Annotated in this window: 15 protein-coding genes; 5 read left to right on the forward strand and 10 right to left on the reverse strand. The window is 59.8% G+C overall.

Features of this window, described 5'->3' with window-relative positions:
- Nucleotides 1-27: 27 nt before the first annotated feature.
- Nucleotides 28-684: a DCL family protein gene (locus AB8A33_RS07990; protein ID WP_439092266.1), complete on the reverse strand. Its 657-nt coding sequence runs from the start codon at nt 682-684 to the stop codon at nt 28-30.
- A gap of 44 nt (nt 685-728) precedes the next feature.
- Here AB8A33_RS07990 and AB8A33_RS07995 point away from each other — a divergent pair, with 44 nt between their 5' ends.
- Nucleotides 729-869, forward strand: coding sequence for a hypothetical protein (locus tag AB8A33_RS07995; RefSeq protein ID WP_439092267.1), 141 nt, complete (start codon nt 729-731; stop codon nt 867-869).
- A 6-nt stretch (nt 870-875) separates the two neighbouring features.
- On the opposite strand, the gene AB8A33_RS08000 is transcribed toward AB8A33_RS07995, so the two are convergent.
- Nucleotides 876-1541, reverse strand: coding sequence for a hypothetical protein (locus AB8A33_RS08000; protein WP_439092268.1), 666 nt, complete (start codon nt 1539-1541; stop codon nt 876-878).
- 216 nt (nt 1542-1757) lie between these two features.
- Here AB8A33_RS08000 and AB8A33_RS08005 point away from each other — a divergent pair, with 216 nt between their 5' ends.
- Nucleotides 1758-2822 carry an alpha/beta fold hydrolase gene (locus tag AB8A33_RS08005; protein WP_439092269.1) on the forward strand — a complete coding sequence of 355 codons (1065 nt, stop codon included), beginning with the start codon at nt 1758-1760 and terminating at the stop codon, nt 2820-2822.
- A 33-nt stretch (nt 2823-2855) separates the two neighbouring features.
- On the opposite strand, the gene AB8A33_RS08010 is transcribed toward AB8A33_RS08005, so the two are convergent.
- Nucleotides 2856-4892 (reverse strand): phospholipase D-like domain-containing protein, encoded by a 2037-nt coding sequence (locus AB8A33_RS08010; protein ID WP_439092270.1) that lies wholly within the window; start codon nt 4890-4892, stop codon nt 2856-2858.
- 273 nt (nt 4893-5165) lie between these two features.
- On the opposite strand from AB8A33_RS08010, the gene AB8A33_RS08015 reads away from it, so the two are divergent.
- The gene (locus tag AB8A33_RS08015) at nt 5166-6188 is read left to right on the forward strand and encodes an LLM class flavin-dependent oxidoreductase (protein ID WP_093756492.1); all 1023 of its coding nucleotides are present in this window, start codon (nt 5166-5168) and stop codon (nt 6186-6188) included.
- Nucleotides 6189-6563: 375 nt separating this feature from the next.
- On the opposite strand, the gene AB8A33_RS08020 is transcribed toward AB8A33_RS08015, so the two are convergent.
- The 7 genes from AB8A33_RS08020 to AB8A33_RS08050 form a co-directional block, all read right to left on the reverse strand.
- Nucleotides 6564-6728, reverse strand: coding sequence for a hypothetical protein (locus tag AB8A33_RS08020; RefSeq protein ID WP_439092271.1), 165 nt, complete (start codon nt 6726-6728; stop codon nt 6564-6566).
- Nucleotides 6718-7302 carry a hypothetical protein gene (locus tag AB8A33_RS08025; protein ID WP_439092272.1) on the reverse strand — a complete coding sequence of 195 codons (585 nt, stop codon included), beginning with the start codon at nt 7300-7302 and terminating at the stop codon, nt 6718-6720. Before AB8A33_RS08025 ends, AB8A33_RS08020 begins: the two co-directional genes overlap by 11 nt.
- Nucleotides 7299-7982 (reverse strand): hypothetical protein, encoded by a 684-nt coding sequence (locus tag AB8A33_RS08030; RefSeq protein WP_439092273.1) that lies wholly within the window; start codon nt 7980-7982, stop codon nt 7299-7301. The genes AB8A33_RS08025 and AB8A33_RS08030 overlap by 4 nt, the downstream gene beginning before the upstream one ends.
- A gap of 11 nt (nt 7983-7993) precedes the next feature.
- Nucleotides 7994-8914 carry an IS1595 family transposase gene (locus AB8A33_RS08035; protein WP_439092274.1) on the reverse strand — a complete coding sequence of 307 codons (921 nt, stop codon included), beginning with the start codon at nt 8912-8914 and terminating at the stop codon, nt 7994-7996.
- A gap of 100 nt (nt 8915-9014) precedes the next feature.
- Nucleotides 9015-10040, reverse strand: a complete 1026-nt coding sequence (locus AB8A33_RS08040) for an extracellular solute-binding protein (RefSeq protein ID WP_439092275.1) — start codon at nt 10038-10040, stop codon at nt 9015-9017.
- 2 nt (nt 10041-10042) lie between these two features.
- The gene (locus AB8A33_RS08045; protein WP_439092276.1) at nt 10043-12370 is read right to left on the reverse strand and encodes a TonB-dependent siderophore receptor; all 2328 of its coding nucleotides are present in this window, start codon (nt 12368-12370) and stop codon (nt 10043-10045) included.
- A gap of 388 nt (nt 12371-12758) precedes the next feature.
- Nucleotides 12759-13082 (reverse strand): DUF1476 domain-containing protein, encoded by a 324-nt coding sequence (locus AB8A33_RS08050; protein WP_092146699.1) that lies wholly within the window; start codon nt 13080-13082, stop codon nt 12759-12761.
- Between the two features lie 347 nt (nt 13083-13429).
- On the opposite strand from AB8A33_RS08050, the gene purC reads away from it, so the two are divergent.
- Together purC and purS are read left to right on the forward strand one after the other, a co-directional pair.
- A complete protein-coding gene (gene purC / locus AB8A33_RS08055) occupies nt 13430-14197 on the forward strand; it encodes a phosphoribosylaminoimidazolesuccinocarboxamide synthase (RefSeq protein WP_170849540.1) in 768 nt (255 codons plus the stop codon).
- A gap of 9 nt (nt 14198-14206) precedes the next feature.
- On the forward strand, nt 14207-14449 hold the full coding sequence (gene purS, locus AB8A33_RS08060) for a phosphoribosylformylglycinamidine synthase subunit PurS (RefSeq protein WP_092146701.1): 243 nt from the start codon (nt 14207-14209) through the stop codon (nt 14447-14449).
- Nucleotides 14450-14453: the final 4 nt, after the last annotated feature.

Genomic DNA, 14453 nt, shown 5'->3' on the forward strand with positions numbered 1-14453 from the left:
TATGACCGAAGGTAGCGCGATGGCGTTCTATTTTTCGCGCGAAACGACCCGAATAATTGCGGTCTGATTGTAAAAATTGCGCCAGCGACCGGCTAGGGCGCGATCGCGGAAGGCTGGTTGATACTGATTATCCTGTGATGCCGTGATAAGTTCTTCGCTTAGTTCCATCTGAGAAGATTCAATGAAACATAATGCAATCGATTTGAATGAATGCGGTGGGGTGTGATCAGCGAAGGCTTCTTCAAGAGAAATATGTCGCCCAGAAACTGCGCAAGGCACCTTCCCGTCCGGGAGTGTGCTTGTTCTAAATATCTCCCATTTCTTCTGTCGTATGTCTTCCGCTACTTCCGCTCGCATCGCCTTGAGTGTCTCTGAGAGGCGACTCGAAGGTTCTCCGTCAATGCAGGATTTGAGTGAGAAGTCTGTATTCTGCCCGTTCAATCTCACTATTTCGAAGCACCGAGTGCCGTAAACCGCGTCTCTTACGGCGAAATGCGCTACGCCTACTCCGATTTTTGAGCTTGATTCAGGATGGCGCTCGATCAGCCAATGAAGTTGTGTCGCGTCTGGTTCTGGAATAGGTACGCCGACCGCGTGGCGGTATAGAATCGCACGGTAGTGATCGACCGCATCTCCTTTCTTGCCGAAAAGGAGGCCGCCGATTTCGATCGCCTTCTTTGCCATTCTTCCCTCAGCGCTTTCCAAGCGATTGTAAACGAGGAAGCGTCTTGGCAGCAACTGACGCGCTTTTCAATGAAACGACGATGAATGGACCCCGTCCACAGCACGACCGATCAAGACACCCCATCATGGCCGGCGTCGGTGTCGCGAAAGAAGTGATCGATTTTTATCTGCCGGTGGAGGTGTGAGGGCCATCACCTCCGCCTGCTCCCCCTTGGCCGGAGCGCCGGATGATCCCGCTCCGGCGGCGTATGCGCCGCTTCCAGCAGCGCCATCGCGTCGTCCGGAATCTGTGTCACATCGACGCCGCCGCGGCGCATCTCCTTCAGCGCGGTGCGGATCGCAGCGTCGCGCTCCATCATCTCGCGGCCGGTGCGCGCGGGCATGTCGATAGGGCGGCGCGGGCGCCGGCGGCCCATCGCCTCCAGCCGCGCCATCTTCACCACTTGCAGCGCCTGCATCAGGCGGTCGATGTCGACATCGGGCTGCGCTTCCAGCGCGCGCACGGCGCGCTCCGCCAGCGCGTGGAGCCGCTCGGCGAGTTTGCGCAGCTTGAGTTTCTGCGAGGCGCGGGCGGAAGGCACCGTGTCGGTGGCGCGCGGCGCAAACAGCGGGCGCTGCCAGCCGCCGTCGCGCGTCCAGCGGCAGATCGAGGCGCGGCCGACGCCGGTCTGCTTCGCGATCTCGCCATAGGTCAGCACCGTCGTCTCGATCAGGCGGCGCACCTGCGCGCATTTGGCATCCGCATGCGGCCGCTTTGAGCCGCGCACCCGCGGCGCGCCGGGGATCGTGTCCGGCGCCTCGGGCTCATCGGGCGTGACCCGGAGGCGGATGATGGAATTATAGAGAGGGTATGACATGTAAAAGAATATATACCTAAAACCGGGATTGCGCAAGCCGGGCGTGCGGCGTCCGATGCGTCGCCGTCCGTCGTCGATATTGTGAGAGGCGCGCATCCCGTCACTTGGCTGCACCTGTGATTGCGCGATAGGCTGGCACACGTCGATCGTGCCTGGCTCACAAAGAGGGGGCGGCGCGATGCGGAGGAAACCCGGCGGGAACGGCAGGGGGATTTCATGGCAGGTGTCGATTATCTGATCACCGCGCGCGGCATTTCGGGCGCTGCCTTCAACGAGAATGTCGGCACCATCCGCTATCTGCGGGTGCCGACCAATGTGGCGATCCCGACGCCGGCGATGGCGACGTCCAGCAAGACCGATCTCGCCAAATGGGTGAAGGAGGTCCGCGACATTGCTGACGGCGATCCCAACCAGAATTCGATCAGCGTGGCTGGCGACATCCTCGTCTTCATCCACGGCTACAACAACGATCTCGACATCATCATGAAGCGCCAGCGGCAGTTGGCGAAGGATCTCAAGGCCGAGGGCTGGAAGGGCCTCGTCATCGGCTTCGACTGGCCGAGCGACAACGAGACGCTGGCCTATTGGCAGGATCGCTCCAAGGGCGCCGAAGTGGCGGTGAAGCTGGTCAGCGATTGCATCACCGTGCTGGCGCAGGGGCAGGAGAAGGACTGCGTCACCAATGTCCACCTGCTCGGCCATTCCACCGGCGCCTATGTGGCCATGGAAGCCTTCGTGCAGGCGGAGAAGGACGGCGCGCTGTTCAAGAGCAACTGGCGTGTCAGCCAGGTCGCCTTCATCGCCGGCGACGTGGCGTCGTCGAGCCTGTCGGCGAATGACTCCTGGTCGGGGCCGATGTTCAAGCGCATCCTGCGCCTGACCAACTATTCAAACCCCTATGACAGCGTGCTGGCGGCCTCCAATGCCAAGCGGCTCGGCGTGGCGCCGCGCGCGGGCCGCGTCGGCCTGCCGGCGGATGCGCATGCCAAGGCCACCAATGTCAATTGCGGGGACTATTTCGCCACGCTCGATCCGAACAAGAGCACGTTCTTCGGTGACTTCACCCATTCCTGGCACATCGGCAACCGCGTCTTCGCGCGCGACCTCGCCATGACCCTCGAAGGCGCCATCGACCGCGACGCGATCCCGACGCGTGCGGTGGTCGGCGGCGCGCTCATCCTGCAGGACAAGCCGCGGCCGAAATTCATGGCCGACTGGGGCATCAAGGCGGCCACGACCCGCGGCGGCGCGCCGCGCGACGGCACGGGCGTGCTGAGCTAGCGCCGGGAGCGGGGCTCCGGCGTATTGTCGCGCTCAGCGTTTCAACTTGGCTTTTGATTTCTTGGCCTTTGACGTCTTGGTCTTGGCTTTCTTCGCCTTCGTCGTCTTGGTCTTCGCTTTTTTGACCTTCGCCTTCGCGACCTTCTTGGATTTGACGGTCTTGGATTTGGCCGTCTTGGCTTTTGCCTTTTTGGCTGACGCGGCCTTTGCCGTCTTCTTGGTTGTTTTCTTCTTGGCTGTCTTCGTCTTCGCTTTCTTCGCTACAGCCTTCGCTGCCTTCTTCTTTGGCGGCCGCACCGGTTCGTCATCGCTATGGGTTGCGGCATTGACGGTCCAGTTGGAGGCCGGGATCGTGAAGAACATCTTGCGGCGCCGCGACTTGAATCCGTCGGGCTTGAAATAGCTCTGCGTCCATCGGTCGTCCGGATCGAGGAACACCTTTTCCGGCTTCTCGCCTTTCTTGCGTTTGCTGGCCACGTCATTGGCGACATCGCGGAAATAGAAATGCCGGAACAGGCGGTCGAACTCGGTCATGTAGATGTCTGCCACGCGGGTCGAGCCGCGGATCAGGATCATGTTCTCGTCATTGGTGGTCAGCGATCCCTCCGAGAAATTCGCCGAACCGGTGCAGATGAGGGGATCGTCGCTCAGGGGATCGATCAGCAGATATTTCGTGTGGATGAAGAAGATATTGCCTTCGTCGCGGGTGAGCTCTTCCTTGAGAAACCAGCGGTCCAGCGGAAACTCTTTCACCTTGCGCTTGGCGACCAGCTTGCCGTCGACCACCTTGAACTCGGCGCCCAGCACGGCGCCGAACGAGATCTGCAGATCACGGTCGCCCTTGAGCGCCTTGCGCTCGTCGGCAGTGGGCGGCTTCTCCTTGAGCACGAAGCGCAGAAAGTCGCGGTCGCGCGCCAGCGGCTCGATGAAATCGGCAGCGACGTTGAACGCGGCCGTGAACATGATCGACGAGGTGGCGTCGCTCATCCGGTCGGCATACCAGTTCAGCATCGACGCCGTCTGGCGCGGCGAGAAGATGCAGGTCTGCGATCCCGGCTTCACCAGGGCGGGCGGGTAGGGCGAAATCTCCGCGACGCCTTCCTTCGCCGGCTTGCCGGTCGGGTTGTCGCTCAGGATCGTCCAGTATTTCAGATATTGTTCGGCGACGTCGCTGTCATGGACGAGGTGGCCGACATTCGACTGGCCGAGGAAGCCGGACGGCGTGATGTTGGTCGAGCCGGTCCAAACTTCTTGCGGCGCGTCGCCGTCGAGCTTGATGATGAACTTGTTGTGCGGGATCGGCGGCCGCGTGCGCCAGATCACGACGGGCTCGCCGTTGTGCTTCGCCTTGACGTCGAGGCCGGCGGCCTTCATCGCCTTGCGGTTCTTGCCTTTCTTGTCGTCATGCACGATCAGCCGGACGTCGAAGCCGTCATCGATCTTGGCTTTCAACGCCTCGATGATGGGGGCGTAGGTGAATTCGTAGATGCAGGCGCGCAGCGCCTCGCTCTTCTTCGTCGTGTCGATATAGTCCAGGCAGGCCTCCAGCAGGCCGCGCGAGAGCCAGACCGTGTGCTTGTCCTTCGGATTGTCCATCTCCGCGTCGGTCGGCTTGTGGTTCTTGAACTTGCGCGCATAGGCCTGGCTGGCGATGGCGCCGCGGTTGAACCAGATGCCGTGTTGACCATCGTCCTCCTTCTCCGTCGTGACGGTGAAGGCGAGCTTCTCGGCGTCGCGCAGTTCGGGCGCGGTCGGGTCGCCAAATACGGGGATGACCTCGAAGTGATAGGTCGTGCCGGGCTCCGCGGTGTAGTCGCTCCAGAGAAAACTCTGGATCGGAAATTTGTCAGTGAAATACTCTCCGTGCTCGGTGTCGGGCTCTGGCTCGACGGCTTCGAAGACTTTCAAGGATCGCAGGAATTCCGGCTTGCCGGCGCCCCTGGCGCGGCGGAACGCAAATCCCAGCAGCCCCTTGCACGCGGCCTCGTCGCAATTGAGGGCGATCATGATTGCGCGGGTGCCCGCGATCGCGCTCGCTTCGAAAGCTCCGGCAGACGTCGTGACGCGCATGGCCCCTGTCCCCCCGTTTTTCGATGTTGCGCCGATGCTCGCCCAACGCCGTGCTTTGGTCAACCTATAGAAGATTTATGACAGGATGCACGCTTAAGGAGTGTGGGCGAGGGGCGGTGCGATGTCGCGCCGGGGGCAGGCGGACGTGGACGCGGATCTGGCAGTCCACGAACATCGCCTCATTGGAAACGATACGTTTCCATCGTTTCCCTTTTCTTGCTGCCAATCTGGTCTAGATAGGGAGGCAGCAATTCCACCCTGAGTATCCGTCCCATGAAGAACATCGGCTTTCTCTCTTTCGGTCACTGGACCCCGTCCGCCTCGTCACAGACGCGCTCGGCGGGCGACGCGCTGCTGCAATCCATCGATCTCGCGGTCGCCGCCGAGGAGCTCGGCGCCGACGGCGCCTATTTCCGTGTGCATCATTTCGCGCGCCAGCTCGCCGCACCGTTTCCGCTGCTCGCCGCGGTCGGCGCGCGCACCAAGAAGATCGAGATCGGCACGGCCGTGATCGACATGCGCTACGAGAACCCGCTCTATATGGCGGAGGACGCGGGCTCCGCGGATCTCATCGCGGGCGGACGGCTGCAGCTCGGCATTTCCCGCGGCTCGCCGGAGCAGGTGATCGACGGCTATCGCTATTTCGGCTACGCGCCCCCTGAGGGCCAGACCGATGCCGACATGGCGCGGCGGCATACCGAGGTGTTTCTCGACGTGCTGCAAGGAAAGGGCTTTGCGCAGCCCAATCCCAATCCGATGTTTCCGAATCCGCCGGGTCTGCTGCGGCTCGAGCCGCATAGCGAAGGATTGCGCGAGCGCATCTGGTGGGGTGCCTCCACCAATGCGACGGCGGAATGGGCGGCCAAGCAGGGCATGAACCTGCAGTCATCGACGCTGAAGATCGACGAAAGTGGCAAGCCGTTTCATGTGCAGCAGGCCGAGCAGATCCGGCTCTATCGTGACGCCTGGAAGGCAGCAGGGCACACGCGTGACCCGCGCGTGTCAGTGAGCCGCAGCATCTTCGCGCTGGTGGACGACCGCGACCGCGCCTATTTCGGCCGGGGCAACGAGGGCGAGGACAAGGTCGGCTACCTGCACGGCACCGAGCGCGCCATCTTCGGCCGCAGCTTTGCAGCGGAGCCGGATGCACTGATCAAGCAGTTGAAGGGCGACGAGGCGATCGCCGAGGCCGATACGCTGCTGCTGACGGTGCCGAACCAGTTGGGCGTCGACTACAACGCCCATGTGATCGAGGCGATCCTGAAGCACGTGGCGCCGGGCATGGGCTGGCGGTGATCTTTCTTACCCTCCCCCTTGCGGGGGGAGTTATATACTTGAAAAGTACGGATTAAGGTTCACACCGAGCCTTCGTGACCAAAACACCGAAGATCACGTCTAAGTTTGTCTCTGGCAGATTGGGATTGTCACCCTGTAGGCGCTGCATCACCAGATTGAACTGGTCAGCCGTCATACGATCTCTATCGAGACACATAGGTTGGTTGAACTGCTGCGCAGTTACCGTTCCAAACCGCACGCCTCGCATTATTTGTGTGAGGTAAGCCTTACACGAGTCCCTATTCCCCGGAGAAAGGCAGCTCTCCAGTAACGGAGATGCCGCAGTGGCAGCGCTTATCCACCACAACGCCAGCAAGGCCGCGAGGCTTGCAGCCTTCACGAACTTTTTCCTTTTTTGATCTTGGGCTCCGGCTTCATCTTGGCCATCCGCTCCATCAGCTTGTCAGCAGCTGATGTGTCGCCATCAGCTTCAAGCTCGCGGGCCTTTTCGATGAAGGCTTTGGACTGATCTGGGTCATCAGGGCGCGGTTTATTTATCACTACCCTTCTCCTTATATTCGAATAACGGCCCGTCACCGGCTTTTGGTTGTACGGACTTCGCCTTCCTCTTCCGACGTCGAGCGTCACGCGCACGTTGCTCAACTTTTAGCAGTTTCGGGTCTTTATTTGAAACCCAACGCAACTCGCCACCCTCCACCCAAGTGCATGGCACATGATAGAATGATGCCTTCTTTGCTCTTTTAATTTTGGCGGTTATTACGGGCCACCAGTGGATAAGTAGCGCGCACTTCCGCCAGAATTTCCAATCTGACCATTGCGCCTCAAAAAATATGACCAAAAAACCATGCTCAATTAAAGCAAGACGCTCATGCGGGCGGCTTTTCATTCTAACGTCGCCGGATATCACAACCTTGCCGCCATCATCCGCAAAGCGCTTCAGCCAAGGAACGTCGTCTTTCGGCCGATAATCGTCATCTCCAGGTTTTGGCGTATAGTCAGCCGCCGCTTTGATTGAGAAGTTTCCCGATATCTTCTTGAATTGGTTCTCGCTGGCGAAGTTCTGTAAGACCCTCACCAAACCTATAGGAACGTTCTGGTCAAATACGACCTTCAAGCTGCTATCGCTAAACTCTCCTCGAACTTGACCGCCTCTCGAACGTGCCGAATCGGAATTTCGTAAATGTCGGCAACGAACTGAGCATTTCCCTCGACCTTGACCGCTTTCGCAATCGTGTCGGTAGGAATGTTACTGCGCTTCAGCACAGGATGGCCAAACTCGATACGTGGGTGAACAATTACATTTGGTGCAATTCTTGGTCTAGGTCGCCACTCGATAACTTCGCCTTGTGGATCAAAAACGACATCTTCGCGAAGAGACTTCATCACCACAGATGGAATCTCGTAGTTTTTTGTTCTGAGATCGTAGACAAGCATGAGCCCATTTCTCAGAGCTATCTCAGAGACAATCTTGCTGCCGTCCGTCTTGAACACTGTCTTAGTCGCAAATGGATGAGGGTGACTAAGCGTCTCTCTCGCCTCAGTCATGATGCGCCGAATTTCACGAAGCTTTACGCCCGCTTTGACGAAGCGCGCAATGAACCGCAACTCCATCAAGTTAGCGAAGCTAACAGCAGTTTTATCGCCAACCCGACCGAGTTGGTTGATAATGACGGGATCCTGTTTCCCGGTATGGCCCTCGACCCACACACGAACAGACGCCTGCGGCGCTCCGACCAACTCAGAGACGTCCGGGATAGAGTAGATACCAATTTCAAGAAGGTCCGGGCTTGCCATGAGAGTTCGCCTTATGCGCCGCCCGATGAGTCCCTGTATGTCAACCGCTTGCCGACAATACCACTAAGCGCCTTCGTAGTGCGAGCCTCATCAGACACGCCCAGCGCCATTCTTTCGTTGTACCTGAAATCAAATTCCGCCAAGTAGCGCTTCAGATGCTGCGGGCTGACGTGGTGATAGGTGCCCATGATCCCGCGCTTCAGCACAGAGAAATAGCCCTCAATCGTGTTCGTGTGCACGTTACCGCGCACGTATTCGCCAATGCCGTGGTTGACCGTCTGATGGCTGGCAAACATGCTGCCGACGCGGGCACCGCCGCCGTCGCTCATGACGTCCGTAGCGGCATGAAGCTGTTCGTTCAAGATCGGGCCAAGGTTCTTTACGCTCACGGAAGCAACATGATGACTGCGGACGCTTCCGCCGCGCTCGACTAGGGAGAACACGGCTTCCTTGCCGATGCCGCCGTTAGCGCCTTTTACGCGCTTGTTGCGGTGCTTGTTCTTTTCCTTGCCGCCAACGTAAGTTTCGTCGATTTCAACGGTCTTGCCTTCGCCGCCCATAACGAAGTGGCCTTCACGCATAGCTTCGCGCAGACGATGCTCCATGAACCAAGCCGTCTTGTAGGTCACTTGCAGCGTGCGATGCAGTTGATGGGCGCTAATGCCCTTCTTGCTGGAAGCCATTAGGTGCGCAGCCTGAAACCAAATGTGCAGCTTAACGTGGCTGCGCTCAAACACGGTGCCGACAGTGACGGTGAATTCGCGCTTGCAGGGACCACAGCGGCGCAGGCCCATGCGGCCACCCTTGACGTCCGTGATGCGATCAAAGCCGCCGCAGCGCGGGCAATGAACGCCATTCGGCCACACGATCTCTTCAAGCCGCGCGATGGCTGCGGCTTCGTTGTGAAAGTGCGGTGCGGACAAAATGGACATATTCGTTCCCCTTGCCACCTAAGATAGCGAAGGGACCGTACTTGTCAAGTATATAATTTCCCCCGCAAGGGGGAGGGTAAGATCACGGCGCGCTTCTGCCTTACTTCTCGAAGCCAACTTTCCTGATCAACGCAATCGCCGCCTTCTGGCTGGCAGCGATCGCATCGATATCAAGCGTATCGCTCGGAAACACACCGATCGCGGCGACCAGCGGCGCGCTCTCGGCATCTGCCGTGACCGGATATTCCAGCTCAGCCGCGGCATAGAGTTTCTGCGCGGCCGGCGTCACCAGGAATTCCAGAAACTTTAGCGCGGCCGCGCGATGCGGCGCATGTTTCGCCAGCGCTGCACCGGTGAGATTCACATGCGCTCCGCCGCCCGCGAATGTCGTCGGCACCGTCTTCACGCTATTCGCCCAGGCCATCCATTCCGCGCCTTCACGGCCGTCACGCAGCTGCGCCAGCGCCACGGTATTGGCGATGCCGATGCTGCAGCGGCCCTCCGCAAGCTGGCGAATGACGTCGTTATCCTTTCCTTCCGGCGCATGCGCCAGATTGGCCTTGATGCCGCGCAGCCAGGCCTCGGTGGCGTCCGCACCGTGATGCACGAGATAGGCTGATATCAGCGCGACATTGTTCTGATGCAATGGCGAGCGAATGCAGAGCTGGCCGCGAAAGCGGGGATCGGCGAGATCCTCGTAGCGGATCGCATCCAGCGCGGAGTCATTGCGCACGACCACCACGCGCGGCCGCACTGACAGGCCGATCCATTGCGCACCGCGCAGTTGCGGCCGGATCGCCCTGTCGAGCAGGGGAGAACTGGTCGGTTGCGACAGATCATTCGCGGCGAATTGCGAGGTCTTGTCGAGACCGATGGTCATCAGCACGTCGGCGGAGGAGGCGTCTCCCTCCACCTTCATGCGTGTGACGAGATTGTCCTCGATGTAAGTGAGCTTGACCGTGATCCCTGTCGTCGCCGTGAAGGATGCGATGACCGGCGCGATCAGCTGCGGCTCGCGCGTCGAATAGAGATTGATCTCTTCGGCGTGGCTTGTGGCCACGCCGAAGGGTAGCCAGGTCGCGGCCAGCGCAATCAGGAGTGCGGCGGCGCGACGTGGTTTGGTCATGATCAGAACTTCACCGTCGCTGCCAGCGAGAAGCGCCGTGCATCGCCAAGGGCAACGTTGGGAAGGCTCACTGCCGATGGATAGTAGACCTTGTCGAAGATGTTCTTGATGTTGAATTGATAGATCACAGGCAGAGTCTGGTACTTCGTCTCGTAGGTCGCAAAGGCGTCGGCCACCGTGTAAGACGGCAGCACGAAGCTGTTTGCAGCGTCGCCGGGGCGATCGCCGACATAATGCGCACCGGCGCCGACGCGCAGGCGACCCGGCAGCATCGTGCCGAAATCATAGACGAGATACAGCGACCCGGTGTTGAGGGCGACATTCTGTAGGTGATTTCCGGTGTACTGCGAGTCCTGCGTCAGCAGCGCGTCGGTATAGGCATAGCTAGCGATCATGCTCCAGCTGTCAGTCAGCTTGCCGGTAACGTCGACTTCGACACCGCGTGAGCGCGCTGCAGCCGCAGTGCGTGCCTCGTTGGTCGTGGTGACCGTATTGTACTGCGACAGCATCACATTCTTTTTGTCGATGTCGTAGAGCGCGACCGTGCCCGACAAGCGCTTGTTGATATCGAACTTGATGCCGGTCTCCCACGACACGCCTTCCTCGGGCTTCGTCTGCGAGTCGAATACCGCGCCGTTGGGAGCGATGGTCGAATTCGGCTTTAGCGATTCCGTGTAGCTGGCATAGAGCGAGACTTCGTCGGTGACCTTCAGGATCACACCGCCGAGCGGCAGTGCCTTGTTGCCGGACAGATCCGTATTGGCGATGAACGGATTGCGCCCGCGCCCCGCCAACTGGTCGAACGTCATATAACGCACGCCGCCGACCACGGCGACCCGATTGGTCAGGTGCAGCGTGTCCTGGAAGAACAAAGACTGCGTGCTGAGCTTGTCGGTCTGGTCGCTGTCGGTGGCGACAACAGTCGTGCCGGGCAACTGCCGGCCGTAGACCGGGTTGAAGATGTCAAAATTCGCGGCCCCCTGCCTGACCAGATCCTTGCGGTAGATCACGCGATACTGCGCGTCGCCGCCGAACAGCACTTCGTTGCGCATGCCGCCGATCCAGAATCCGCCTTGGATATAAGCTGTGCCGAAGCTGGAGGACGTCAACGCGCCGTAGGTGCCGTCATTGCTGCGTGTCGCGATACCAGTGGTCGGGTTGACCACCGTATTGCGCAACTGCGCGGCATTATAGGTTTCTACGTTGTAGCTGTAGCCGGCATAGACTTTCCAATCCTCGTTGATTCTCTGATCTACGGACGCCTGGATGAGATCTGACGCGCCCCACATGCTGTTATATGGTTCGTCGATGCGGCGCGTCGCCGGAATGGCAAACGGCGCTTTGGTCACACTGTTGAATGCTGTGCCGCGATCGAACGGCGAATAAAAGTCGCGATGTTCGTAGTTGATCTGAACGGTGGTCGTGTCGCCATACCAGGCCAGCGACGGCGCGTAGAGTGTCTCCTTGCGGGTGCCGAAGTTGCGCCAGTAGTCTTCGTTGATTCCATAACCGACGAAGCGATAGGCGAGGCCGTCCTTGCCGAGCGGTCCGGTGATATCGATGGTCGCATTGGCCCCGCTGCGCGAGCCGTAGGTCGCGCCTTCCAGCGTCACTTCGCCATGCTGATACAATTCCGGCCGCTTGCTGATCGTGTTGACGATACCACCGGGATCCATGATGCCGTAGAGCAGCGACGCCGGTCCCTTCAGCACTTCGATACTTTCGACAGCAGGGTTGAACGAGCGACCCTGCACGATCGGCATGCCGTTGCGCATGATCGAACCGTCGCGGTTGTCGCCGAAGCCGCGGCGGATGACGGCGTCCTGGGTGCCGGCCAGCGTGTTGGTCTGGGTGATGCCGGAGATGTTGATCAGCGCGTCATCGAGATTACGCGGACGCTGGTCGCTGATCACCTGCTGTGGCACGACGTTGACGACCTGCGACGTGTTGAGCGGCGAGGTTGCGCCGCGCAGCGTCGTCGCATTCGGCATCGCGCGATAACCGAGGATCTGTTCGTATTTTGCAGCCGCTGCGGCGATCGCGCGCTCGGTCGGCGTCGGCGGAGCGGGCGGCGGCGTGGCATTGCGGCGTGCGGCGACAGTGCGGGCGCGGCTCGGCGTGGCGCTCGCAGCACGTGCGGGCCGGCGCGCCTGTGTCGGCGATTCGACGGTGACCGGCGGCAGCGCCGTGCTCGATTGTGCGTGGGCAACCGACACGTTGGTGGAGAGATCGCTCAGCAGGAACGTCGCGCCGATCAACCAATACGCGCGGCGCACCCTGAAGATGCTGCGTGCGTTGCTGTCGAGATTGCAATGGTTGTCCGTCGTCACGTTGTGTCGCCTTCGCGTTTGAGAAACATGCGCAGGCGATCTAGCAGTAGCTTTGAATGAAAACTTCGAATGGGAGGTTGAATCGCTCTAAAGCGACGAGATTGGCGAGCCTGTGTGTCTTCGGTGATGCAGTTGCAAGGTGAGCCGCGACACGATTGAACAATCGAGGTGCATTTTGATCAATTTGCAACACGTGCATGCGGGCCGTTATCGGCATGCTGTGCGACTCTGTTTCAGAATTTGCAGATCGCAATTCCGGATTTTCAGTCAGACTTTGCGAGTCTGGAACGTTTCAAAAGACAAGAGCCGCGCATCGTTCGATGGCGCGGCTCCATGAAACGTCGTGAGTTGCAGCGAGATGTTTCGTTGCAACTCGAAGCTGTGGATATCAGGTTCCGGCCTTCACCTGCGCGACGGCCTCAGCGGTCAGCTGATCCATCTTCACGCGGAGCTGCGCCTCGGTCATCGCGATGCCCTTGGCGGTGAGATCGGTGAGCACCTTGCGGACCACGTCGCCGTCGCCGGCTTCCTCGAAATCGGCTGTGACGACTTCCTTGGCATAGGCGGCAGCCTCATCGCCGGACTTGCCGAGCTGTTCGGCGACCCACAGGCCCAAGAGCTTGTTACGGCGAGCCTCGGCCTTGAACTTCTGGCTCTCATCGAGCGCAAACTTGTTCTCGAAGGCTTCGCCGCGCTTGTCGAATGATGACATGGTTAAAGTTCCCGTCGGGGTTGGTGGGCGGTCAGGACGACGTTGTAAACGCCGGTCCGGAGCTTAAATAAGGTCGAGATACCGTTGGAACAATCGGCCGCAAGGTCGCAGGCAAGACGGTATCGGGCAGGGCTTATCGGACCAGGCTTGTGCGAGGTTGGGGTAAACCCCCTCTGGGCGGGTCGGGTCGATTGTACTGGCAGGGCCGATCGGGTAGGTTGCCGACAGGCCCGGTTCTCGTTCTGTTTCTTCCCGTTCCTGGCCTTCACGGCAGCTCCGTCGTGGGTCGATCCCGTTATTCGGAGCACACCACATCCATGGATTTCAACAACACCCGGTACATCCCCATGAGCCGTCGACGTCGCATTTATGAAGGCAAGGGCAAGGTCCTGTATGAAGGCCCGGAGCCCGGCACCCTGATCCAGCACTTCAAGGACGACGCGACCGCGTTCAATGCCAAGAAACACCAGGTGATCGAGGGCAAGGGCGTCCTCAACAACCGGATTTCGGAATACCTGTTCCAGCATCTGAACGACATCGGCGTCCCGACCCATTTCATCCGCCGACTCAACATGCGCGAACAGCTGATTCGCGAAGTCGAGATCGTGCCGCTGGAGGTGGTGGTCCGTAACGTGGCGGCGGGTTCGCTGTCGCAGCGCCTCGGCATCGAGGAAGGCACCCAGCTGCCGCGCTCGATCATCGAGTTCTATTACAAGAACGACCAGCTCAACGACCCGATGGTCTCGGAAGAGCACATCACAGCGTTCGGCTGGGCCACCCCCCAGGAAATCGATGACATCATGGCGCTCGCCATCCGCGTCAACGACTTCCTCACCGGTCTTTTCCTGGGCATCGGCATCCGCCTCGTCGATTTCAAGATGGAATGCGGCCGCTTGTTCGAAAACGACATGATGCGCATCATCGTTGCCGACGAAATCTCGCCCGACTCATGCCGGCTGTGGGATATCAAGTCGAACGAGAAGCTGGACAAGGATCGTTTCCGTCGGGATCTCGGCGGCGTGCTGGAGGCCTATACCGAGGTCGCCAAGCGTCTCGGTATTCTGTCCGAAAACGAACGCCCGATGGGCACCGGCCCGGTACTGGTCAAGAGCTGAGGATATCACGTGAAAGCCCGCGTAACTGTTACCCTGAAGAACGGCATCCTTGACCCGCAGGGCAAGGCCATCGAAGGCGCGCTGAAGTCGCTCGGCGTCAATGGCATTGCCTCTGTGCGGCAGGGCAAGGTGTTCGACATCGAACTGAACGGCGCCGACGCGGCGAAAGCCGAAGAGGCGCTGAAGGCGGCAGCCGACAAGCTGCTGGCAAATACGGTGATCGAGAATTATCGCGTCGAAGTGCTGAGCTAGGTTA

Origin of the sequence: Tardiphaga sp. 813_E8_N1_3 (genome assembly GCF_051811025.1) — a bacterium.
GTDB lineage: Bacteria > Pseudomonadota > Alphaproteobacteria > Rhizobiales > Xanthobacteraceae > Tardiphaga.

What these genes read in the sequence shown, in the direction of transcription:
- AB8A33_RS07990 (WP_439092266.1), bottom strand. Translation starts at nt 684, where the DNA reads ATGGCAAAGAAGGCGATCGAAATCGGCGGCCTCCTTTTCGGCAAGAAA.
- AB8A33_RS08000 (WP_439092268.1), bottom strand. Translation starts at nt 1,541, where the DNA reads ATGTCATACCCTCTCTATAATTCCATCATCCGCCTCCGGGTCACGCCC.
- AB8A33_RS08005 (WP_439092269.1), top strand. Translation starts at nt 1,758, where the DNA reads ATGGCAGGTGTCGATTATCTGATCACCGCGCGCGGCATTTCGGGCGCT.
- AB8A33_RS08010 (WP_439092270.1), bottom strand. Translation starts at nt 4,892, where the DNA reads ATGCGCGTCACGACGTCTGCCGGAGCTTTCGAAGCGAGCGCGATCGCG.
- AB8A33_RS08015 (WP_093756492.1), top strand. Translation starts at nt 5,166, where the DNA reads ATGAAGAACATCGGCTTTCTCTCTTTCGGTCACTGGACCCCGTCCGCC.
- AB8A33_RS08030 (WP_439092273.1), bottom strand. Translation starts at nt 7,982, where the DNA reads ATGGCAAGCCCGGACCTTCTTGAAATTGGTATCTACTCTATCCCGGAC.
- AB8A33_RS08035 (WP_439092274.1), bottom strand. Translation starts at nt 8,914, where the DNA reads ATGTCCATTTTGTCCGCACCGCACTTTCACAACGAAGCCGCAGCCATC.
- AB8A33_RS08040 (WP_439092275.1), bottom strand. Translation starts at nt 10,040, where the DNA reads ATGACCAAACCACGTCGCGCCGCCGCACTCCTGATTGCGCTGGCCGCG.
- AB8A33_RS08050 (WP_092146699.1), bottom strand. Translation starts at nt 13,082, where the DNA reads ATGTCATCATTCGACAAGCGCGGCGAAGCCTTCGAGAACAAGTTTGCG.
- purC (WP_170849540.1), top strand. Translation starts at nt 13,430, where the DNA reads ATGAGCCGTCGACGTCGCATTTATGAAGGCAAGGGCAAGGTCCTGTAT.